This is a genomic window from Nonlabens antarcticus (genome assembly GCF_015356755.1).
In the GTDB taxonomy this organism is placed as follows: domain Bacteria; phylum Bacteroidota; class Bacteroidia; order Flavobacteriales; family Flavobacteriaceae; genus Nonlabens; species Nonlabens antarcticus.
In genome coordinates this window covers 243,665-265,856 of the sequence record NZ_JADFCO010000066.1, presented here as the reverse complement: position 1 = coordinate 265,856, position 22,192 = coordinate 243,665, and the positions used below count along the sequence as shown (strand labels likewise).

Below are 22,192 nucleotides of genomic sequence, written 5' to 3'. Positions count from 1 at the left end.
ATTACAAATTAAAATCCTTAACTATTTGTTTGGTAAAAACTTGAGCTCCATTGTTATTCATATGGCTGCAATTTGCAAAATAAGTAGGGTTGGAGTAATAAGATGCATAATTGATATAGCCTGGATAATAGCTTTTAAATCTATTATAGGTTCCCGTATTTTTCATTGATGGGCAATATGGAGATGTAAAAAAATGAATTTGGGCGTTATCACGAATCGCTTCTTTTTTAATAAACTCTATATATTTATTTTTGATAGGCGTTTTTTTTATTAATCCTGAAAAATGAGAACCTATACCGTATTGAGGTTTGTATCCAAATTGTTTGATTTCATCCTGGTTTTTCAGTATTTGAGCTGCGCATGAACGTATTCCATACAAATAATCATATTGAGCATAACGGTAAAAAGGAATGTTTTTTTGCGACCAACTCAAGCTTATGTTTATCCCTTCAATTTTCAATTCATAAGGAGCTATAAACGGTATCAAGGAGGCTTTAAAGTTTTTTGTCATCCCACCATCCTCTATACTATTATCTAATTGAATAAATAAATGTCCATATGTTAATCCTTTTTGTTTTAATAAATGAAGAAGGACTAATGAATCTTCATACGACCCGCCACTTATGCCATAATTCACGCATGATTTTCCTGTTAGGGATTGTATAAGATCGCAATCCACATGATTTTCTACTCTAGAACTACCTAAAAAAAGGTAATCTACGTAATCATGTTTTTGTTTTAATGCAAGTTGAACTTTATCTCTTGACGATGTATTTAAAAAAATATAATCATAGGAATAATCTAATACACTAGCGATTGTGACCAACACAACTCCTACTATTAAAATGTGGATTATGAATTTTTTCATTAAAATTGAAAATATATAAAATCGTTATGATTAGAATAAACTCCTAAAGTCAGCAACATAAATATAATACTCACAATTTTAAACCACTTCCAACGACCGTTAAATGGATGTTCAGTTTGCCGGTTGAACCATTCAAAAGCTACAAAGATTGCAATTATTAAAAGCATCTCAATGGCGTATCTTTCATTGCTCAAATATTGAACTGAAAAGGAACCGTTTGTGAACAGCTGTTTGAGGTAACTAATAGCAATAAAAACAGTATCTGCCCTAAAGAAAATCCAAGCCGTACAAACCAGCAAAAAAGTAACCATAATCTGGCTGAATTCCTTGAAGCTAGGCAGTAGTTTTTCACCTGCAACCGCGCCTAAATTACTCCTGTTTCTATTTAATAGCAATATAGGAATAAAGAATAGCGCATGCAATGCTCCCCAAAACACAAAAGTCCAATTGGCTCCATGCCATAATCCACTCACGATAAAAATTATAACTACGTTACGAACGGTATTCCATTTCGAACCTCTAGATCCTCCTAAAGGAATATATAAATAATCTCTGAACCAGGTCGAAAGAGAAATATGCCAGCGCCGCCAGAACTCTGCGATATCTCTAGAGAAATAAGGATAATTAAAATTACGCATCAAATCAAAACCCAACAAACGAGCTGTTCCTATTGCTATATTAGAATAACCGGCAAAATCACCGTAGATCTGAAAGGCAAAATATAATGTGCCCATCATAAGGCTCAAACTATTCATGTCTTCATAGTTATTAAATATGCTATTAACATAAGGCGCACAGCTATCAGCGATAACTACTTTCTGGAATAAGCCCCAAAGTATGAGATTAAGACCAGAAATACCTCTTTCTGCATCGAACTCCCTTTTTTTATCAAACTGAGGTAATAAATTGACCGCACGTTCAATAGGCCCTGCAACTAGTTGAGGAAAAAATGACACGTAGGTTGCAAATTTTACAATACTAGAAGATGCTGGTAATTTCCCACGGTACACGTCAATTGTATAACTTAACGTCTGAAATGTGTAGAATGAGATCCCTACTGGAAGTATGATTTTCAAAGAACTAATATTTGAATCAATGCCTAAGCTGTTAAAAGCGTCGATAAATCCTTCAATGAAAAAATTACAATACTTGAAGTATCCTAATAGACCTAGATTGACCACTATGGAAACGATGAGTAGGTTTTTTTTAGTTCTCGGCTTTGTAGATTTTTGAATAAATCTTGCGACATAGAAATCGACGATTGTGCTAAAGGCAATCAATCCCAGAAACCTCCAGTCCCACCAGCCATAGAACATATAACTTGCGATTAACAGGAATAAGTTCTGACCACGCAATGATTTTTTTAGGAAAAACCAGTACGCAATAAATACTATTGGTAGGAAAATCAGATATTCTATACTATTGAAAAGCATCTAAGCATGTAATATTTTCCCGACCCCTTCCCAAATACGCTCACTCGCTTTCTCTGGTTGTTCTGGTTTATTGACGATCCCGTACCATTTTTTTGTCACTGGAACTGGATTCAAATTGCCATCCAGAATTCCCTTGATACCATCGTAAATCTCACTCTTGCTACTGGCCCAAATAACACTTTTATCAACATCTGGCATGGAGCGGAAATGTACGTACTTATAATTTTGTCCTATGTCGCGAATGCCTTTTTCCAATTGTGGCTGTTCATAGTTGGGATAGATCGTGGGTTTCCCGTGTATCGCAAAATCAAACACCATGCTGGAGCAAATGTTCACGACCAGATCACAATGATGGCAGGTATTAACAAGCAGCGCAAAATCTTCCCTGGTCGGCATTACCTGGTTCCATTGCTCTCCCATAGGCTTCCATAAAGGAGCAATGGGCGTGATGACATCTTTATATTCTTCCAAAACAGCATCGTAGCGTCCCGTAAAATCAACAGGTACCTTTCTATAGATAATAGCCACATCCCTGCCCTGTTCCCTCAATTTCCTGACTGCAACTGCGGTATCTTCCAGATAGTATTGATCCAAGGGCGAGGTGGTGGCATCGTCACCAGAAAAACAGATATATCGAGTTTCTGGATTTAAGTGGTGTTCTTCACAATATCGCTTTCGCGAAAGCAAAAGCCCCTTATCATAATGAGGTTCAAATTGTGGAGTGCCAGTCACAAATACCTGTTCCGGATTGGTTTTAGGGTAATATTCCAGCAGCTGCTCCTTCATCAGGTTTGACCAGACAAAATAATAATCTGTTTCTATGGTGGTCATTCCCTTGGGTAAATTGTCCCAACTGTAGATCCAGCAAGCAGTTTTAATGCTTAAATCCTGTGCTGCCAGTATGGGCGCGATGGCTTGGGTTGCGCGCTGGGTCGTACAAAAAACCAGATCTGGCCTGTGAACTTCCAACTGCTTTTTGAGTTCTTTAAACCGTGTTGTGGATCGCTCGGCCGTTGCCATTTGATCCATCAGTCGTTGCCAACCTTGTGGTGTGGCACGAAATACTTCATGGTATTTGACAAAACCGCTTTTTACGGCTTTCTTAATGCCCGTCCATTGCAACGGAAATCGATAGGTGCTGTAAACTTTGTCGTTAGTCCGCTTTCGCGAAAGCGCTAGTTCTACCCTTTTTCTTGCATGACTGAGCATGGTGGTTTTAGGGTGAATTTTGGTACTGCTGATCTTTAATTCCGGATATCCCAGCTCTTCTTGCAAAGGGAAGATGGTATTGTTCCAATAGGTGATGTCAAAGCCTTGCTGCTCCCCTATTTCCTTAAAATTAGTGAACGCAAAATTGCGCAGGCCCACGCCGTCAGGGAAAAGGATAAATATTTTAGGATTTGAATCGGTGTTGTCCAATTTATGTTGGTTAGTTAATTTATTCTATCGAAGTCATTGTAAGAAAATCAAAGCTCCGAGTTTCTGAATGCAAAAATAAGGGAAAGCGTATTATTCAATATTCCGGTTACACCCAACCCGGCCTTCCCTCAAGGGAAGGAGCTTTATACCTAACTCCTTGTTTCATCTTTTTAGCAATTAATATAGCTTTTGAATTCTAGCTGGGTTTCTTCACCCCAGCCATTTCCGACGGAGAGGGAGCGAATTTATAGGATTTGAAATGGGGTTTTCCAATTTCTGCTTGTTTGATGTTTTTAATTTAAGTTCTGGTTAAAAAAAATCAAAGATTCCAACTTTCTTGGAGTGTCAAATTAAGTTTTGATTCTTGCATGGTGGCCTCACCCCAACCCTCTCCGGCGGAGAGGGAGCAAATTTATAGGATTGAAACGAGTTCAGCTTAAGTTTTGCTATCTCATTGTTTTTGCCAAGGTCTAAAAATTCTGAACTCCTAACTTGGCCGATATTTCAATTTATCGCGTTGCACTTGTTCGATAGGTAAAATATCTGTGGATTTATGGGTTAATGCTTGATGTACTGCGTGTAAATCTCGGGCCAATTTTCTCATTCCCGCTGGTTCCAGCGATGCGCTATGATCGGTTCCCTTCCAGGTTCTGTCCAGCGTATAATGACGCTCCACAATGTTAGCTCCCAGCGTGTATGCGGCGATATCGACGGCTATACCCAGATGATGCCCAGAAAAACCAATGTGTTTCACATGATCGCCGTAAGTCTCGATCAAGGTCTGGATATCCAGCAAACATAAATCACCAAAAGGCACCGGATAGCCTGATGTACAATTATATAATACAAGATCCTGAGCACGTTTATGTTTCATAAAAACCCCAACCAGCTTTCCTATTTCGTCTTTGGTAGTCATTCCTGTGGAACAGTGGATCTCGCCCGTGTAGTTCTCGCACAACCATTCCAACATCTCGTAATGGTTGTTGCAGGCGCTGGGAATCTTAATAAATTCAGGATTTAATCCTGCTATTTCCTGCGCACTCGTCAAGTCCCAAACGCTGGTGGCATAGGTGATTCCCAGTTCCTCACAGTAGGCTTTGAGTTCTGCATGTTGGTGGACATCAAATTCTAAAAATTCCCGGTGTGCTCCATAGGTATCACCGTAGGAATTGATGGGATTGGGGTGCGGTGCTTCATATTGCTCCTTGGTCAACAATTCTATGTTGTGACGCTTTTGAAACTTAACAGCATCGACTTTACAGAAAACGGCTGCCATCTGGACCATTTCTTTGGCAATTTCCATATCGCCTTTATGGTTGCCGCCTATTTCTGCGATGGTGTAGGGTGGTTTATAATTTTTCATAGCGGTTGTTGTACTTCATTATAAATTCGCAGGCTTCCCGTATGGCACCGTCTGCACTATTGTGGTTGAGGATGATATCTGCATGATTTTTTACGATCATGGTGGCATTGGCTGGCGTGAACGACCAACCTGCGGCGCAAATATTAGCCAGATCATTGACATCATCGCCTATGTAGGCCAGTTGTGAAAAGGAAAGTTGTTGATTTGTTACAATTCTAGATAATAGGCTGTATTTATCCTTAACGCCCATGTAGACCTTATCGATCTTTAATTTTTTCATTCGGCTAGCAACGATGGGGGAATCCTCGCTGGTCATGACCATGACTTCAACGCCGTTTTGTCGTAGGATTTCCAATCCCATACCGTCGCGCATGTCAAACTTTTTCATGAGTTCGCCATCTGTCCCATAATAAATACAACCATCCGTAAACACGCCATCCACGTCTAGAATCAAATGGGTGATTTTAGCTGTTTGTTTCTGAGACTTGAGTCTTGCAGCCAGTAGTTCTTCCACAATCTTCCAATCGGTAAGCGAGTCGATTTCGGTAAGGCTTTCCTCGGGCATAGTGACCGTGGCGATGTTGCCACTGATTCGGTTTTTGCTTTCGCGTAAAGCGGAATGGGTAGTGACATAACAGGCGCCGTTCTCTATCAATAAGCCTTCAAAATCCTGACGTCGAGGCCTTTTGAAGATATCGTAATTTTTAGGATTACCATCGGCAAGCCAGCTGAATCTGTGGGTATTCACCACGGTTAGCGCAGCATCATAGTTTTTACCTGTAAAAACAGCTTCCAAACACTGATTGATATCTTGCGCTCTCGTGAATGGTGAGGTGGCTTGCAATAGGCAAAAATGGTCAAATTCCAGCTTTTTGTTATCTAGAAATTCCAGCACGGCAAATTCTGTACTGGCGTCATCACTCGCACTTGTTGCACTGCGTTTTAGGGCAGTTACCTTATCTGTCCAGTGGTATTCCTGGTGTATAAAAGCGATAATTTCATCATCATCTGTATAAATAAATATTTCATCCAGATTTGAAGCAATCGCTTCCCCCAGCACCCAACAAAAAAGAGGTCTGCCCAGCAATTTCTTTTTGTTCTTGCCGGGTATGCCTTTGGAGCCTTTGCGTAATGGGATAAATCCTATGGATTTCATAATGGTTGGGTTGCAAGCAAATTTAGGGAAAGTTACGTGCTTGTTTATTTAACGCGATGACAAATGAATAACTTCTGATCTTTCCAATCTATAGTTTCTTCAATTTCAAATCCAGAATCAGTAATTATACTTACAACTTCAACCTGTTTAAAGTCGCTCAACCAACCATTCAGCAATCGATCTTCCCTACTTATATCTGAACAGGCATAAGAAAAAAATACATGTTTAATATTTTGATCAAAAAAATAATTTAGAACATATGAAATATCGTAAACATATTCAAAAACACCGCTCAGGATTACCGTATCGTACTCTGACAATTCAATATTGATAGGTTGCCAATTAAGGTCACAGACTAAAAATTCTATATCTCTAGCTACTATATCGACGCCTTGATATGTAGCTTTATTATCTAAAATTAATTTTAGCGCACCGTTAGCAGCACCGAACTCAATCACATTAGCGCCTTTAGCAACATAATCTGCGAGCAAAATTGTACGAGAGTTCCATTCCGTTTGCAGCTCCTCATTTTTAACCCAGCGTTCTATGTCTGATGATTTGTTGATTCTAAGTTTTGCTATTCTTCTTTTTTCAGCACGTTGATTTGCTGGAAGAATATTGAATAACTTTCCTAACTTATGTATTACCCTTTTCAATATCATTGTAAAGATTATGGATTAAAAGAGTCCAATTTGATGTATCATACTTTTCTTGAATTCTTTTTGATTCTTCGTGTATTTCATCTATTATTTCATATTTTTTTTGAATTGCATTAATAATAACTTCTTCCAATCTCCCTTGACATACGTTAGTAGGCAATAAATTTCCCGAGATATCTTCTACAATTAATTCATTAAGCGCATCTCCTGGATTTGATTGAATAGCGTAAAGCCCATTACCTAACGCTTCAATTAACATATTTGGCGTACCGTCAGACAAGCTTATTGCAACATAAAGAAAGCATTTAGAATATATCTCTTTTAATTCAGGCTGATCTAATAATTCTGATCTTTTAAATATCGATACCATAGGCCATTGTCCTAGTTGATCATACAGTTTGAGATTTGAAGCTCCTACAAAATAGATTGGGATATCAGTTAACTGCTCTTTTAAGTTAAAGATTGACTGAGCTATTAAGTCTCCACGACCAACTACATCTTGATTTGCTTTAATTAAGATACCAACTTTATTTTTTGACTCAATTATAGTGTCACTAAAGTCCGTACCTCCATTTCCAGGGAACACACCTAAAAACTTATTTCTAAATTCCATATCGTTTGCAATCCGAAAATCCCGGTAATTATCAACTAGTAAATAATCTACTCTCTCAAGAATTAATCTCAGTTTCTGGTTAGATACACCTATTAATTGAGGTTTGAAAAGATCTGTTCCCCAGGAACTGTACAACCAGTTTACTTCAGGGTATTCCTTTAAAATAGGATATATAGGTAGGCAACCTATTTGTAGCGCAAAACTATGAACTAAATCAGGTTGAGTATCTTGTAAGGCTTTCGCAAAAGCGACATCAACAGGGATATCAAATCTTGTTTCCAGACTTCTGTAAAGAATTGGAAAGAATCGCTTTAAAAACGACCTGCCTTTTCGTTTCAAAAAGCCCTTCTTCCATCCCGTTATCTGATTCATCCAGTCCATAGACGGTGCATAGCCTTGATCCAAGATATCAAACCAAAACACCTCATGACCACTATCCCGCAACTGGTCAGACCAGCGCCGGAAGTGAATATTATTCATTGAAACAAATAAAATTTTCACTTCTTACTAGTTTTAATAATTGGGTTAAAAATATTTAATCCCTCATTGAAAAAATTTGTATCATTTAGATCAAGTATCTTCAGAATATCCTTCCTAAATTCAATATTATGTTTATCAACATAATGAACTAATTCACCATCAATATAGTTTTCAAAAAAAAGACTTCCAGTTTTATCGATAATTACTGTCCGTCTATTTAAAAGGCATGCCTCTATAACGCTTCCCGAATAATTTGTAATATGGATTCTACAGTTTTGGAGGGAGCCTACCAACGAAAAGTTTTGAGGCAGTTCAATTTTATATATTGATTTAGGAATTAATTTTAATTTTAAAAAATCTTCAATGGCACCAAGCTGCGAGAGGTTTCTGGGATGTATTCGCAAAGTCCAGATAAAAGGCTCTATCCTCATAAAATTCAATATTTCTTTCGAAAAAAATTGAATCATATTACCTTTATTTACAATTTGTAACGTGTACAAAATATCACATTTATTGATATTTATCATGTTTTGCTTAAAGAATGCCAACCAAGGCTGGCCTGTAACTAATGTCCCACCAGATCTACCCCACCATTTTTGAATATTATCACTTGATAATTGATCCCAGTTCCAATATACTTTGGGCATTGTGTTGAAACCTTTGTCAGGTAACCTATTCCAACTAGAATAAGCCATATGAACATTAGTTTGTGGACCATGTTGAAAATCTATAGTTTCAACATTAAGGTTGTTAGATGCCAAAATAGCCGCCGCCATATCGTCATAACCATAATAACTTACAGCGATTATCCGTTTTATTGATCGCCTTTTAAGTAATTTGGAATATAATTCTGAATATGATATAATTTTGTTTGACCATTCAATCATATGATTCACATGAAAATTCAAATTTGGTGAAAACCAAGATTGGCACCTAAGCTGATTTAAAAACTCCTCATAATTATTAAGATAAAAACAGTCTGAATTTATTGTTTGGACACCAAAATATCTAAGGATTTTTTTATATGCTTTGTAGCCGTTTAACAATCTTGCACCGTCAATTAAATTTTCTGAATTAAACGAGTTCTTTATTATTCCTTGCATCTCTATAGTTGCGGTCTGATCCTGTAAATTATGAGCCTTGATCATACTATCAAAAAACCTGTTGAATGACCTACCCTGGTAATTAACTCTATGCATCTTAATACTTAGAAAAATTGTATTGATTCTTTTCTTTTCAGATATTTTCTTACGGTAATACAGGTAATCTTTGGCTAGATCAATTACTTGTTTGAAAGTTCTTCTAGTTGTGGTAGAACTACTAACAACTTTATTTGGTGACTCTCGTTCTATGAAATTAATTAAGTGATAGTAAAGTTTGATCCTCAAATAGGGCCATATATCAACACCATTAATGCTCCATGAGTCCACGGGATATTGGGATTCAATTTTTACAAAATAGTCATGGATATCATTGTGGGTTTTCATTCATTTTTTGTTAATGTTAACTACATCGAAATATTCCCCTCTAAGTTTCACGTAGGATTTATCAAATTAATTCTAAATATAATTTTGTCTTGACTTCTATCAAATTGATAGTGATAAGGCTTATTTCTATTTCTTAAAATAATATTTTCCAAGAGTAGCTCATTAGCTTTCTCCAAACTTATATAAGTTAGTTGTCTCTTACCTAAAAGTGATTTTATCTTAACCTTTACCTTTAATGTTGTACTTAAACTTGTAACAATTACTTCAACAATGGAAGAGCTGTCAAACTCATTCAACTGCGATATTAAGGCAACTATTTCCTCTTGACTAGAGTTAATGTTAATCTTAAAGTCAGGTGTTTTCAGCAAAGAATAATGTTTTAAATTAAACGGTATTCCCCAATTTAGCGATTCATTGGTCCTAATTCTTTTTAGCTTATTTGATAGCTCGAAATACTTATGATTAATTTTTTCCAGCTTATTGTGAAATGGGGCTTTACTTTGTTTTTGGCGGTATGTCTTTGAATGCCATTGATGCAATAAAAGTAATTTCTCATGATAGAGGTTCGTGTTAGTACCAGCTCTTTTCAATCTTGCGAAAGCATCTGCGTCCTCCGCTCCCCAATTGTGAAATACTTCGTCAAAACCATTAATCTCTAACAATTTTTTTGTTTCAAAAATAGCTGTACCCGTAATGTTATTTGGAAATCTTACTTCATAATCTTGGAATTTTTGATCTTTTAAGCTTTCCTTTTCTGACAAATAACCGTATGGAAAATTGACAACATCACCATTTTCAGCCAATCTTAATGCTATCTGAAAGAAATTTGGATGGCATATACAATCCATATCCAGAACCATGAAATATTTTGATAGAGTCTGCTTCAACACTAAATTAATAGCCCTGGTTTTATGAAACAATTGTCCTTGAGTAGGGCACTCAATTAATTCTATCGATCCATAAGTCATAACTAGATGTTTTAAATCACTCTGATAGTTCAATTCGCTCCCATAATCAACCACGTAAATTTTTAAATGTTCGCTTAACTGTGGCTTTATAGAGTCAAGCGTCCTGCTCACAGTTTTTAAGTTGCGATTGCGATTAGGTATAATTACGGTAATATTTGGTATCATATAATGATTAATTATTATTCAACTTCAAATTTTGAATAAAAACTTAAAACGTGTTTCACCTCTTTTTAGGATTTTTAAAACTCTAAAAAAAAATAATATCCTTATTAACTTTAACTTTAGAGTATTGGAATACCATAATTTTTGTTGGGTTGTAAATTTCAGACATCTACTCGCTGCGCTGAAATTACCCTCCACTAGGGCTTGTCTAAAAAAGCCTAATGTTTTTTTAAGAATACCAAGTCTTATTTCGTCATCGCTGCGTAATGAAAGAACTGTTTTCAATGCATTTAAAAAGGCCTCAAGACCATAATCAATATCCTTAAAAAAATTATTTGTGATAGAAATACAATCCCTTCTGTAGTAAATTAAAGTTCTATTTATAATCTTAAACTTGGGATTTGTATATAATATTCTTGCGTGAAGCTCTCGATCTTCCAAAACGTTTAAATCCTCTCTTATGGGTAAAAATTGCTTTAAAAAAGAACTACGCCATAATGGGAGTACCATACACATATGAAAACTTCCGATTGCAAATGACTTAAATGAATCCTTTGGGTAATCAACATCTTTTACGATATCTTTTTCAAAATAATCTTCGCAAAAATCATTTCGAAAACCTCGAATTTTACAAATTGTAAAGTCAAAATCTTCAATAACTGAAATCTTTAATTCTAAATGTTTTGGATGCATGATATCATCGCTATCGAAAAACTGAATAAAATTTCCTGATGATTTACTGATTCCGTAATTTCTACATGCACTTGCCCCCTTTTTTTTTCCAAGATAGATTTTAAATCTCTTATCAAGTTTTATAAAGTTAGTTATAACTTTCACAGTATCATCTGCACTCTGATCATCAATTATAATACACTCCCAATTAGTATAAGTTTGAGCAGATATAGATTTCAAGGTCTCTAAGATTAAAGTAGCCCTATCATAAACAGGAATGATAATAGAAATCATAATAATTTTTTGTTTATACTATCTTTTTAAGACTATCAATTATTTGCCTTGCTGCCGTTCCATTGCCATATGGATTTGTCGCGCCAGCCATGCGTTGATATAACTCATCATCATCCAGCAACCGTTGGGTTTCATTGACGATTCTCTCTTTCTTATTAGCCACAAGAATAACGGCACCGCAGTCGACAGCTTCCTGTCGTTCCGTTTCTTCCCTCATAACTAAAACTGGCTTATTTAAGGATGGTGCCTCTTCTTGTATCCCACCACTATCCGTAATTATTAAATAACTATGCTGCATTAACCATAAAAAACGCTCGTAATCCAATGGCTCAATAAGTAAAATATTCCGAATTCCTTTTAATTGATCCTTAACAGTATCTATTATTTTGGGATTAAGATGTACCGGGAACACGATTTGAATATCAGGATTTTGTAAAGCAATTGCTTTAAGTGCCTGACAAATCTCAATAATTCCCTGTCCCTGATTTTCCCGACGGTGGCTTGTTACCAGAATAACTCTACCGCTACTTATTTGCTTTTTGAATTGCAATAATTTCAAACTTCCCGAGTCTTCAATAATCTTTAAACCAAGATTAAGGGAATCTATGACCGTATTTCCAGTCACCCGTATCATTTCTGGTTTCACTCCTTCCTTAAGTAATGCAAGTTGCGCTAAACTCGTAGGCGTCATATGCCAACTAGCTAGTCTTGAAATAATTTGACGGTTTGCCTCTTCAGGAAATGGTGACTCTATAGTATGAGTTCGCAAGCCAGCTTCTATATGCATTATTTTTTTCTGTTCATAAAAAGCTGCCAATGATGCGACCATGGCAGTTGTTGTATCACCATGCACCATAACAATGTCTGGTGCAAACTCTTTTACAATGTTTGACAAACCTGTCATTAGCTTAGCCGTAAGCGATGCGAGAGACTGATTTGGTTCCATGAGATCTAAATCCGTATGTGGATTTATTTGAAAAAAAAACAGTACTTGGTCTAGCATGGAGCGATGTTGCCCAGTCACACAAATATGCAGCTCAAAATCCTTTGGATGTAATTCTATCTCTCTAATTACAGGTGCCATTTTAATTGCTTCTGGCCTAGTACCTATTACCATTAAGATCTTCTTCATAAAAACGGGATAATTAATCGTTGATTTGCTCTGATTTTATATGTTCGAAAACTTTACAAATGCTCCTGCTGCTAAAGTACTCCATTAAATCTGGTCGATTTAAAACAGCTGTTGTCCTATCCTTTTTCCAGTCATTATAAAGACATAAAATATAGTTTTTAATTTTTTCAACGTCATCAATTTCTGCCCAGTAAAGATAGTCATTGCCTAAAAGCCGGCGCGTCTCGCTGTAATAGGGCCCCAATAATAGTATAGGTTTATCTGCAGCGATACAATGCGACACTTTACCCGGTAAAAATGGGCTGGTCGGTCCTTTCGCTTCTAGTACGATATTGACCGCTGCCTGTTGCTGCATATTATAAGTACGTTGAAAATCTTCCTTTCCTGGACTTAGAGTCAATTGGGGTAATTCGTTAGCAATACCTTCCAGCTCTGTATGAAAAACCGACGCTCCACCTACAATAACAAGGTTTGCCTCCTGTAATGCGGTGGGGTTTTCCTTTAAAAACAAAGTGAAGGCTTCAACTACCCCCATTGGGTTTCTAGCGCTCATGAGTGATCCCGCATGAAGCAGGTTAAAATTATCTGGATGGTAGTACTGTGGATAATCACCCGTGTTTTTCAAACCATCAATCATCAAATGGGGCAATACCACTGACTTTCCCTTTCCCGTGGGGTAATAACTTTCCATCCATGCCGCCAGTAATTTACTGGGATAGAGTATGTGCGCAGACTTTTCAAATAGATCAATAAAAAAATCCCGCTTAAATTGATGTCCAGGCTCTACCCAGTCGTAGGGTCGTGGATAACTGTGCATAGGATAGGGGTCGTGGACATATGACAACAGTTTTTTATGCCAGTGAGGAATTTGTAGAATGGCCTTGTGTGCCCTAAAACTACTCGCATAACTAAGAGTCAATATGTAATCGTAATTTTCAGGCGACTCTTGATTAACCGCATATTTGATACTTTCTACATCATAATCATGAGTGTAAGAAAATCCTTTTCTACACTCTATCCATGAATTGATATTTTTTCCCGTCCATCGTTGAAAGAGTAATTGGCTTTTCGCTTTAATGTAAGATAGAGTACTTCTTTTTTCGCATATTGAAATTAATTGTATCCCCTCAATTTCGAGCTCTTTTCTAGAGTAGTGGTACACTTTAATTTTATAACCTTGTTCCACAAATCCTTTAACTAATGCCATACTAGCTTTACCACCACTACTGGCTTGTTCGTCTAGCGTGTCTGCTATAATGAGGATTTTTAATTGTGGCATTTATGAACCTGATTTATCACTAATTATAGCGCATATAGTTAATGTATGCTCTTTTAGCCTTGTACAGAGCCTTTCTTATCCTATCAAATTCATTTTTTGGCTTAGACGGCACTTCTTTTTGATGTGTTTGAATAACACGGTCTTCCCACGATTGATCCAGCCAAGAGTCAAAATATTCTCGTGAATACTCTAATGATATCCAATCTTTGGCATTTTTGAGTAGGTTTTTCTCAAAAATGTGAAATGCAGGAAAAAAAGTATCTACAAATATCGGGAAACCTAGCACCTCCGCCCGGGTACAAATATGTCGATCCTCACCGCCATATGATAAATTGTTTATTTTTTCAAAGTTAACGCCTGCATTGATTGCATTGCTAGACAATAAGGTACACGCACCACCAGCGCCTATTTGATAGGTGCCGGCTTCCTTGAGTCTCAGTATACTCTGTGCGTTATGGTAACTCCATGAATGAACATCCCAGCAGTTAGGCTTCGCAAACAGTTGATCGGTAAAAACAGTCCAAAATATCTCAAAGACAAAATCTTTTTTTAAGCTTTCTAAATGAAGCAGCGTTTTTGGATGAAGTACTAGATCTGCATCAATCAAAAAAACGGCATCATATTTATTTTCTTGTGCTAATTCTAAAACCCGATTTTTGATATGGATAATGCGGTCTACTTGGTCTAATGTCCAATTGTGATTCTTATACGTTGACTCTTCATTAAACCAGCCATCAACAACAGTTATGGAAGAATGCTTTTCAGGCAAAGAATCTACGTATGCAAAAGCATCTGCATCCCTATTGTCATTGTAAAGCAATATTTCTACATCAAGATTTCCTTTCTCCATTCCTATCCATGAAGGTATGGTAAGTTCCAGGATATCCTTGGATTTACAAAGTGATGAGAATATAAGGATCCTATTCATTTAAAATAATATTTCTCCCATTCCTTCCTCAAGCCAAATTTGCGCAGGGCCATATTGTAGATATAAGGATTACTCAATAATTTTTTAAAAAATCTGTTTTTAATAAAATATCCAAACTTGGATTTGTCAAGTCGCCTTTTCTGAGGCCATTGTACAATAACTTCATCTCTTTGCTTTACTTCATCAAACGCTTGTTTCATCCAAGGTTCCAGAACATTACCCAAATGGTAGGCATAATTTCCAGCTGTAGAAAGACGGTAACCATTTGCCCGTATAGTCGGTAGATCTAAATACTTTTTCTCACTATCACCACTTAAGGCAAATTGAGTCGGTTCCCCAGGTGCAAACTTAAACACTTCCCTGCGATAGGTCGTGCAAAAATGACTGCAACCTACTACGGCTATTGTTCCATTTTTAGCTTTAAGGCTTAACAGTTCCAGTTTTTAGTGGTCCTCAAGATAAGGCCAGCCTATACTTTGCACAAATTTTTCCAATGCGGCCGGGTTTTCCGCTTTCGCGAAAGCAAGTTTACCGGAAAACATATGATCAAACCAAATATTAGAAACATATTGATTGAATGTTTTATGAATAGGCACGGGCGCAACAGCGGTAGCATGAGGGAAAGCGGTAAAGACTCTAGCTACTTCACTATCCCAACCATTTAAAAAAAGAACGTCACCATCGCTTATCGTTAAATAGGTTTCCTCACTTGCCTTGATTGCCTTGCGCAGGCTATTGATCTTTCCCAGTTGCTTCGTTTCTATAAAAAGCTCATCGATGAGACCTTGTGGTATAAACTGTAAAAGCTTGTCATGAATTTCTTGGCTGCAACCATTTGCGACAACGGTTATGGGTGTTACCGAGACAGATTCTCTTTTTATACTTTGCAGACAAAGTTTAAAAATCTCAAAAGCATCTTTGTAATAATCTTTCTCGTGGGGAATGTAAACGGGAATAAGAACGCGATGCTGGCTCACATTTTTTTCCACCAGCACCTTGCGAGATTTATTGTCTCCTTTACGCATGCTTTTTATGATCTAAAAGTTTCTGGATTCCAGATTCTAGATTTATCAGGTCTCTATCGAGAACGGCTCGCATTTTAGAAATATCAGGCTGCCTTCTGGTCATATCCCCCTCTTTTAAAGCTGGCAAGTGAACAACGGTAGATAAACTGGCAGTTACTTTTATTATAACGTCGACCAGCTCTCTTACTGTAAAAACTACATCGCTCCCTATATTAAAAACATCGTTGCTCAACGCATCGTCTTGAAATATTTTATAACATGCTTCAATGTTGTCATCAATGTAACAAAATGTACGCGATTGTTCTCCATCACCATAAATTGTTATATCCTCGTTATTCAATGCTTGTTCCAATAGTTTTGGGATCACAAAATCTACACTTTGCTGCGGTCCATAGGTATTGAAGAATCTAAATATGTTGTACTCCAAACCATATTGCTGATAATAGGATCGAACATAGGCCTCGCCGACGTTTTTAACTACGGCATAGGGCAACTTAGAATTAAGCGGTGTCTCATTTTCTATTTGTGGAAGGCTTACCGGCTCACCATAAACCTCAGAGCTCGAGGAGAAAACAACTTTCTTAACACCCGTATTTTTGGAAAGTTCAAGAATATTTTTAATTCCGTCAATATCGTTAAGCACCATAATGGGGTGATCCAGCGTGCGTTGTACTCCCACCATAGCTGCATAATGAAATACATAATCGATAGTGCGAGAACACATAATATGGGATAACACGTGATAGTCATTTACATCTGCTTGGATAAAAGTAAAAAACGGATTTTTTTCAAAAGGAATTTTATCAAGTGAACCCGTACTTAAATTATCTACAGCAACTACATGATGACCATACTTTAAAAGATAGTGGCATAGAGAACTTCCTACATTTCCTGCGGCTCCAGTAATTAGGGTTGTGGGCATTGTTTTGATAGAAATTATTACTGACTGCAATATAAGCGTTTAACTAATTCTTTAAAAAAAGTTTCAATTTTCGATTAAAATATTTTATTGAAATGTATGATAAATCGACAATTTTCAGGAAGTGATACTGGAAAACATTCAAGGTCTTTTTTAAATAATAACTTTTGCTTTCTACGATAAGCTTTTGCAAATATTCACTTTTTTCTGTTGTGGATTCTCCTCCTAAATGTACGATAGTTGCTTTTGGAAGAATTATACTTTTATAACCGTATTTTTTATAACGCCAGCCTAATTCCATGTCCTCAAAATAAAGAAAAAATTTGGGGTCGAATAAACCAAGCTTTTCGATTACAGATCTTTTAATTATTATACCTGCAGCAGCTAAATATCCTACCTCCTTTGGCATCAAACTATCAGACACTTTATAAGTAGCATAATTGTCGATATTTTTATTCGAGATTGTAAATAGTCCGATGTCACTTAATACTTTTCTAATTTTTAATAAATTACCATAGGCATAAGCTTTTGAACCGTTTTCTTTTATGAAATTAGGTCCAACTATGCCAACATTTTGATGTTGTTCCAAGTATTGGATCATCTTAGGAATTGAAGAATTATCGATTAAATAAGCATCTGAATTTAAAAGAAAAACATATTCCCCTATTGAAGATTTGAATCCTAAATTATTAGCTCTACCAAAACCTAAGTTCTCCTTATTCTCAATAAGCACAACTACCTTAAAATCTTGTACAACTTTTTTAATATCTCCTTTTGTTGAAGCATTATCAATTACTATAATCTCAAATTGAATGCCTTTAACAAATTCATATATTGATTCAATAGCTTGCTTGACTAAATCGGGAGTGTTGTAATTGACAATTATGACAGATAGGCTTTTAATGTTTGAAATAATTTTTGAATTGTTTATAAGAAATTAAACCTAAAGATTCTTTTCTTTTTTCTGCAAAAATATGATATTCAAAAAAGGGGTTACTTACCGTAGATGTAGGAAATAGCTTTACTGATTTATTTATGACACCTATTCCCCAATCGGTATCGATACAACAGGAATTTATTGATTTGTCTTTTCTTATCTCTACAAATGCTTTCCAAGTAGTGCCATTCCATGCACCCATAGAAGGAGATAAAACAAACCCATAATTTTCAGAAGCATGAAACTCTGTAGGTGGATTGCAATCATGTAAAATAACAAACCCATCATCAGTAAGATAGTTCAATGAATTTTTAATATCCCGCATTACTTGGTCTGCTTGATGAAGCCCATCTATAAAAATAATGTCAAATTTTATGGAAGTATTTAATAAATCACCGTTAGATAATTTCTCAAAGAACATATCGCTGGTTATTCTAAACTCTACAGGGTTTGAACCAAATTCTAGACCTGGATCAACTCCATATTTTTGATCGCATCTAATTAGGTTGAAGTTGTCATTCGGATTTCTTACTCCTATTTCTAAATAGAGTGGATTTTGCCTTTTTTTAAGTAAAAAATTTATAATCTCGTGCCTTTTAACGATACTCGAATTTTGTATTAAATTAGCTTTTTGACCATCTTTATAATGGCTACTATCCTTGTATTTAGAACCTAGTAAGTAAGTAGAAGATATGTCTGACTTTTTAAGAGCCAATTTTATTCCTTTTAATCTATTTATAATGCTACTCAACATAATTATTCTTAATAAATTCATCTATACCATTTGAGCATAAGTCAAGAATCGATTCTTTCACTTTATTATCATTCCAGTTCCACCATTGTATTTTGGTAAGAGCTTTGATTTGATCATCGTGAAATCGCTTTTTTATAAACTTCGCAGGATTTCCAGCCCAAATTTCGTAATCTCCAATATTCTTAGTTAAAACGGAATGAGCGCCTAATATAGCTCCATTACCAACAGATACACCAGATAATATTGTAGCTCCATATCCGATCCAAACATCATTACCAATAGTTACATCACCCTTTGTACTGGGATGCCCTTCTATATTTTTATCATCAGGATAATATTTATGTAAGCTACCAAATGGATAGGTTGTTATCCAATCGGGTCGGTGATTACCACCTAAAAAAATAGTAACACCTTCAGAAATAGAGCAATAACTTCCTATAACAAGATTTGCAGATTTATTAGCAAACATCACTCTTGGAAATCCATAGGTTTTTTGACCTATTTGAAAAGGTTTATTTGAAAAAATTTCTTGAGTATAAAATTTTGGAATAGGCTTACTTGTTTTAATAAAACCTACTTTTTGAAAAATACGCTTCAACCTAGTATAACCTTTCATGAAGCTCGTTTTACATTCCACGTTAATCGAGGCCTAATGATTCCAGGCCAATTTATAGAGACATTATAATACCCCTTTTCCACAGATGGGTTATTTATTATTCTAAACGTCAAAGCGGCTTTTTCAATAAAATGGATTAAGTTTGGATTATAACTTCCTAAAGCAATTAAAACCGTGTAAGTTCCTTCCTTTAAAAAATAGCTTGGGATTTTGCAAACGCTATCAATTGTAGTATTATTCCTTTCTATTTTGTCCCAGTTTTTATCCTCATAATCATTTGATGCAAATATAGTTTCTCCACGCTCGTTAATTATATGGATTATCGATGTTACATTAGAACTAAACTTTCCTGTATCTAAATAGGTGACTTTTATAAAAATATCTTCACTGACCTCAAAATCTCCTTCAATAACTTTGTTACTATTTATAATCTTAACCTCTTTTATGCAGGCAAAGTCATTTCCAGTATTTTCTTTGTAGACTTTCGATGTTTGTCCTAGAATTGAGCCATCCAAGTACAGATTAATTATAGAAGATGTCTCGCCAACCGATTTAATAACCCCATTTTCCAGCAATACGCAACGTGAAGCTAATTTTTCTATAGTCTTCATGTCGTGACTAACTAAAAGCACCGTCCTACCCCTAGTATTTGAAATATCCTGCATCTTCCCAATCGCCTTCTTTTGAAACTCGGCATCACCTACAGCGAGCACCTCATCCACTACTAAAATATCGGGTTCTAAAAATGCCGCCACGGCAAACCCCAGTCGCACGCCCATACCGCTGGAATAACGTTTAACCGGCGTGTCAATGTACATCTGGCAACCGGAGAACTCTACGATTTCGTCAATTTTAGATGAAATTTCTGCTTTGGTCATGCCCATAATGGCGCCATTCAAATAAATATTTTCCCTGCCGGTCAACTCTGGGTGCATTCCCGTGCCTACCTCTAGCAGGCTGGCCATACGGCCACCTACTTTAATGCTTCCCGTTGTGGGACTCGTGACTCTCGACAGGATTTTTAATAAAGTAGATTTTCCCGCACCATTCTTACCTATGATTCCCAGGATCTCTCCTCGCTTGACTTCAAAGTTGATATCCTTTAATGCCCAAACGTAATCAGAGCTTGCCGTGGCACCGCGATCATTTACCGCACCTATCTTCAAGTATGGATCTTCCTTCCCGCGTACTTTTGCCCACGCCCTATTGAGATCATGGGATAGCGTGCCTGTCCCCACGTTACCCAGCCGGTACTGTTTGGAAAGGTTCTCTATCTTTAGAATAACGTCACTCATGATCTTTCAGCTTTAAATGGACAGGCATCCATTAATCCGTTTTGCAGTTTTTCCACGTTTGTTGCGTTGGGCAATTTATGGGGATGCTCTTCGATAAAATTAACCCAAAAATCCCTGTCGCAAAATTCTTCCACAAAGTAGGGATTGTAGGCGGCTAATCCAACCGATAGGAAATAATCGTGGTACTTCACACCATCACCATATATTCTATGCGAGAACTGAACCTGTACTGCTGGAATCCCATAGGCATGCGCGACAATCACGCCATGCAGTGAGGAAGAAATAATCTGCTCACAGGAACACAGTTCATCCGTCGTTTGCTCAATATCGTTGGTATTAAAATCAATGACCTTGATACCTTGCGATCCATTGTACATCTCGCTCACCTGTTTGTAATCACTTATGTGTGGTATAATGCCCAGTTTGAACTGCTTCTGCCCTTTTGGTTGGTAAAACCGTGGCAGCAATAAGGCAGGGTCGCCGTAAACCTCAGGACAATTGTAGCCCAGGTCGAGTAAACGCTTTCGCGAAAGCGGACCCCTTACCGCCATAAAGGTAGCATTGGCAATTTGGGAATCCCTATGGTTGATACCACTACCCCACACGATGCAATGGCGACCCACGTGTTCCAAAATACTGCCAATAGTAACGTAAACCGGTTGCCACACGTTTTTAATATAGAACTTACTGGCTCTTACCCAAGTTGCATTTTTACCAGAAATCTTCTCCGCCAGATATTTACCCAGCAAATCGCCGTAGTTCTCCCTACACTTTTTTTGGATAAAAATCTCACTCCACCAGTACAATCGAATATCACTTGCCATTATACCGTATCTATAAACGTCTTTTCCGTTTTATTAAAAATGATCAGACCTATGACAAAGGCAACTGAACCTACTGCTAGGGCAATGATAATGCCGGCCCAATACACGGGTTGTGTATCAAACCACAGGCTGCGATAACTCTCCACGATATGGGCAATGGGATTCCACTCTACCGCCCAGTAATATTCTTTCAACTTATCCCGAGCCTCATCCAAGCTATACATGACCGCACTTATGTACATCAATAAATTGAGACCAAAACCAATAAGAATGGTAAGATCGCGGTATTTCGTGGTAAAGGCGCTTAATATCATTCCCAATCCCATAGCCAGCATGATGACTCCCGCCAGTAGTAACAGGATTGCGGGCAACCAGATAGACGGCCTCACGTCCATGCCCTTTATCGCGTAGAATACATAGAAAATAATCAAGATCACAAACTGTATCCAAAACGTAAGCATTCCCGATACTGTCCTTGAAAACGGCACGATCACTCGTGGGAAATATACCTTGCCAAAAAGGCTGGCGTTTGATGTGAAGGTCTTGCTCGTACTATCTAGCGAATCCCTAAAATAATTCCATAGGGTTACCCCAGTAAGATTGAATAAAAAATTGGGGATTTCTCCATTATCAATACCCGCCACCTCATTAAAAATAAGCGTGAATATCACACTAGTAAATAGTGGCTGGATAATAAACCATAAAGGCCCCAGAATGGTCTGTTTGTAAACCGTTGTCACGTCTCTCTTGACGAACAAAACCATCAAATCCCGATAGCGCCAGATTTCGGCCAGATTCAGGTCGATAAACTTGGCCTTCGGTTTGATCTCATACAACCACTCTTCCTCACTCATAGTTACTTCCCGTGCAGACAGGAATCTTTTTAGTTCCGCTTTCGCGAAAGCGTTA

22 protein-coding genes are annotated in these 22,192 nt (G+C 36.9%); all 22 read right to left on the bottom strand.

The genetic code is table 11. The features are described 5' to 3' along the window. Position 1 precedes the first annotated feature (1 nt). The 22 genes from IQ282_RS12375 to IQ282_RS12270 all read right to left on the bottom strand — a co-directional run bounded on the left by IQ282_RS12375 (position 2) and on the right by IQ282_RS12270 (position 22,137). On the bottom strand, positions 2–868 hold the full coding sequence (locus tag IQ282_RS12375; RefSeq protein WP_194852186.1) for a hypothetical protein: 867 nt from the start codon (positions 866–868) through the stop codon (positions 2–4). Continuing rightward, positions 868–2,301 (bottom strand): MBOAT family O-acyltransferase, encoded by a 1,434-nt coding sequence (locus tag IQ282_RS12370; RefSeq protein ID WP_194852185.1) that lies wholly within the window; start codon positions 2,299–2,301, stop codon positions 868–870. Before IQ282_RS12370 ends, IQ282_RS12375 begins: the two co-directional genes overlap by 1 nt. Continuing rightward, positions 2,302–3,720: a glycosyltransferase family protein gene (locus IQ282_RS12365; RefSeq protein WP_194852184.1), complete on the bottom strand. Its 1,419-nt coding sequence runs from the start codon at positions 3,718–3,720 to the stop codon at positions 2,302–2,304. Positions 3,721–4,207: 487 nt separating this feature from the next. Continuing rightward, entirely contained in the window at positions 4,208–5,083 is an 876-nt protein-coding gene (locus tag IQ282_RS12360) for an N-acetylneuraminate synthase family protein (RefSeq protein ID WP_194852183.1), read from the bottom strand. Then, positions 5,070–6,239: an acylneuraminate cytidylyltransferase gene (locus IQ282_RS12355; protein ID WP_194852182.1), complete on the bottom strand. Its 1,170-nt coding sequence runs from the start codon at positions 6,237–6,239 to the stop codon at positions 5,070–5,072. Before IQ282_RS12355 ends, IQ282_RS12360 begins: the two co-directional genes overlap by 14 nt. A gap of 44 nt (positions 6,240–6,283) precedes the next feature. Further along, positions 6,284–6,901, bottom strand: a complete 618-nt coding sequence (locus IQ282_RS12350) for a class I SAM-dependent methyltransferase (protein ID WP_194852181.1) — start codon at positions 6,899–6,901, stop codon at positions 6,284–6,286. Next, a complete protein-coding gene (locus tag IQ282_RS12345) occupies positions 6,876–8,012 on the bottom strand; it encodes a glycosyltransferase (RefSeq protein WP_194852180.1) in 1,137 nt (378 codons plus the stop codon). The genes IQ282_RS12350 and IQ282_RS12345 overlap by 26 nt, the downstream gene beginning before the upstream one ends. Further along, positions 8,009–9,478 (bottom strand): hypothetical protein, encoded by a 1,470-nt coding sequence (locus IQ282_RS12340; RefSeq protein ID WP_194852179.1) that lies wholly within the window; start codon positions 9,476–9,478, stop codon positions 8,009–8,011. The genes IQ282_RS12345 and IQ282_RS12340 overlap by 4 nt, the downstream gene beginning before the upstream one ends. A 47-nt stretch (positions 9,479–9,525) precedes the next feature. Then, the gene (locus tag IQ282_RS12335; RefSeq protein WP_194852178.1) at positions 9,526–10,611 is read right to left on the bottom strand and encodes a glycosyltransferase family 2 protein; all 1,086 of its coding nucleotides are present in this window, start codon (positions 10,609–10,611) and stop codon (positions 9,526–9,528) included. Positions 10,612–10,635: 24 nt separating this feature from the next. Continuing rightward, complete coding sequence (locus IQ282_RS12330) at positions 10,636–11,574, bottom strand: glycosyltransferase family 2 protein (protein ID WP_194852177.1); 939 nt, start codon at positions 11,572–11,574, stop codon at positions 10,636–10,638. Between the two features lie 13 nt (positions 11,575–11,587). Then, the gene (gene wecB, locus IQ282_RS12325; protein ID WP_194852176.1) at positions 11,588–12,706 is read right to left on the bottom strand and encodes a non-hydrolyzing UDP-N-acetylglucosamine 2-epimerase; all 1,119 of its coding nucleotides are present in this window, start codon (positions 12,704–12,706) and stop codon (positions 11,588–11,590) included. Positions 12,707–12,719: 13 nt separating this feature from the next. Continuing rightward, complete coding sequence (locus tag IQ282_RS12320) at positions 12,720–13,985, bottom strand: glycosyltransferase family protein (protein WP_194852175.1); 1,266 nt, start codon at positions 13,983–13,985, stop codon at positions 12,720–12,722. 19 nt (positions 13,986–14,004) lie between these two features. Next, a complete protein-coding gene (locus tag IQ282_RS12315) occupies positions 14,005–14,913 on the bottom strand; it encodes a hypothetical protein (RefSeq protein WP_194852174.1) in 909 nt (302 codons plus the stop codon). After that, positions 14,910–15,269 carry a hypothetical protein gene (locus tag IQ282_RS12310; protein WP_194852173.1) on the bottom strand — a complete coding sequence of 120 codons (360 nt, stop codon included), beginning with the start codon at positions 15,267–15,269 and terminating at the stop codon, positions 14,910–14,912. The genes IQ282_RS12315 and IQ282_RS12310 overlap by 4 nt, the downstream gene beginning before the upstream one ends. Before the next feature lie 87 nt (positions 15,270–15,356). Further along, a complete protein-coding gene (locus IQ282_RS12305; protein WP_194852172.1) occupies positions 15,357–15,938 on the bottom strand; it encodes a glycosyltransferase family 2 protein in 582 nt (193 codons plus the stop codon). After that, positions 15,931–16,860 carry an NAD-dependent epimerase/dehydratase family protein gene (locus IQ282_RS12300; protein ID WP_194852171.1) on the bottom strand — a complete coding sequence of 310 codons (930 nt, stop codon included), beginning with the start codon at positions 16,858–16,860 and terminating at the stop codon, positions 15,931–15,933. Before IQ282_RS12300 ends, IQ282_RS12305 begins: the two co-directional genes overlap by 8 nt. 43 nt (positions 16,861–16,903) lie before the next feature. Further along, positions 16,904–17,740 carry a glycosyltransferase family 2 protein gene (locus tag IQ282_RS12295; RefSeq protein ID WP_317174213.1) on the bottom strand — a complete coding sequence of 279 codons (837 nt, stop codon included), beginning with the start codon at positions 17,738–17,740 and terminating at the stop codon, positions 16,904–16,906. Between the two features lie 16 nt (positions 17,741–17,756). Further along, entirely contained in the window at positions 17,757–18,569 is an 813-nt protein-coding gene (locus tag IQ282_RS12290; RefSeq protein ID WP_228547323.1) for a class I SAM-dependent methyltransferase, read from the bottom strand. Further along, the gene (locus IQ282_RS12285; protein ID WP_194852170.1) at positions 18,538–19,164 is read right to left on the bottom strand and encodes a CatB-related O-acetyltransferase; all 627 of its coding nucleotides are present in this window, start codon (positions 19,162–19,164) and stop codon (positions 18,538–18,540) included. Before IQ282_RS12285 ends, IQ282_RS12290 begins: the two co-directional genes overlap by 32 nt. Further along, positions 19,161–20,459, bottom strand: coding sequence for an ABC transporter ATP-binding protein (locus IQ282_RS12280; protein WP_194852169.1), 1,299 nt, complete (start codon positions 20,457–20,459; stop codon positions 19,161–19,163). Before IQ282_RS12280 ends, IQ282_RS12285 begins: the two co-directional genes overlap by 4 nt. Further along, complete coding sequence (locus IQ282_RS12275; RefSeq protein ID WP_194852168.1) at positions 20,456–21,283, bottom strand: polysaccharide pyruvyl transferase family protein; 828 nt, start codon at positions 21,281–21,283, stop codon at positions 20,456–20,458. Before IQ282_RS12275 ends, IQ282_RS12280 begins: the two co-directional genes overlap by 4 nt. After that, positions 21,283–22,137 carry an ABC transporter permease gene (locus IQ282_RS12270; RefSeq protein ID WP_194852167.1) on the bottom strand — a complete coding sequence of 285 codons (855 nt, stop codon included), beginning with the start codon at positions 22,135–22,137 and terminating at the stop codon, positions 21,283–21,285. The genes IQ282_RS12275 and IQ282_RS12270 overlap by 1 nt, the downstream gene beginning before the upstream one ends. Between the last annotated feature and the right edge of the window lie 55 nt (positions 22,138–22,192).

Excerpts from the sequence above, each read along its gene's own strand:
- IQ282_RS12290 (WP_228547323.1), bottom strand. The coding sequence starts at position 18,569 with ATGAATTTATTAAGAATAATTATGTTGAGTAGCATTATAAATAGATTA.
- IQ282_RS12330 (WP_194852177.1), bottom strand. The coding sequence starts at position 11,574 with ATGATTTCTATTATCATTCCTGTTTATGATAGGGCTACTTTAATCTTA.
- IQ282_RS12305 (WP_194852172.1), bottom strand. The coding sequence starts at position 15,938 with ATGCGTAAAGGAGACAATAAATCTCGCAAGGTGCTGGTGGAAAAAAAT.
- IQ282_RS12270 (WP_194852167.1), bottom strand. The coding sequence starts at position 22,137 with ATGAGTGAGGAAGAGTGGTTGTATGAGATCAAACCGAAGGCCAAGTTT.
- IQ282_RS12285 (WP_194852170.1), bottom strand. The coding sequence starts at position 19,164 with ATGAAAGGTTATACTAGGTTGAAGCGTATTTTTCAAAAAGTAGGTTTT.
- IQ282_RS12315 (WP_194852174.1), bottom strand. The coding sequence starts at position 14,913 with ATGAATAGGATCCTTATATTCTCATCACTTTGTAAATCCAAGGATATC.
- IQ282_RS12355 (WP_194852182.1), bottom strand. The coding sequence starts at position 6,239 with ATGAAATCCATAGGATTTATCCCATTACGCAAAGGCTCCAAAGGCATA.
- IQ282_RS12275 (WP_194852168.1), bottom strand. The coding sequence starts at position 21,283 with ATGGCAAGTGATATTCGATTGTACTGGTGGAGTGAGATTTTTATCCAA.
- IQ282_RS12335 (WP_194852178.1), bottom strand. The coding sequence starts at position 10,611 with ATGATACCAAATATTACCGTAATTATACCTAATCGCAATCGCAACTTA.
- IQ282_RS12320 (WP_194852175.1), bottom strand. The coding sequence starts at position 13,985 with ATGCCACAATTAAAAATCCTCATTATAGCAGACACGCTAGACGAACAA.
- IQ282_RS12350 (WP_194852181.1), bottom strand. The coding sequence starts at position 6,901 with ATGATATTGAAAAGGGTAATACATAAGTTAGGAAAGTTATTCAATATT.
- IQ282_RS12360 (WP_194852183.1), bottom strand. The coding sequence starts at position 5,083 with ATGAAAAATTATAAACCACCCTACACCATCGCAGAAATAGGCGGCAAC.
- wecB (WP_194852176.1), bottom strand. The coding sequence starts at position 12,706 with ATGAAGAAGATCTTAATGGTAATAGGTACTAGGCCAGAAGCAATTAAA.
- IQ282_RS12340 (WP_194852179.1), bottom strand. The coding sequence starts at position 9,478 with ATGAAAACCCACAATGATATCCATGACTATTTTGTAAAAATTGAATCC.
- IQ282_RS12370 (WP_194852185.1), bottom strand. The coding sequence starts at position 2,301 with ATGCTTTTCAATAGTATAGAATATCTGATTTTCCTACCAATAGTATTT.
- IQ282_RS12300 (WP_194852171.1), bottom strand. The coding sequence starts at position 16,860 with ATGCCCACAACCCTAATTACTGGAGCCGCAGGAAATGTAGGAAGTTCT.
- IQ282_RS12280 (WP_194852169.1), bottom strand. The coding sequence starts at position 20,459 with ATGAGTGACGTTATTCTAAAGATAGAGAACCTTTCCAAACAGTACCGG.
- IQ282_RS12375 (WP_194852186.1), bottom strand. The coding sequence starts at position 868 with ATGAAAAAATTCATAATCCACATTTTAATAGTAGGAGTTGTGTTGGTC.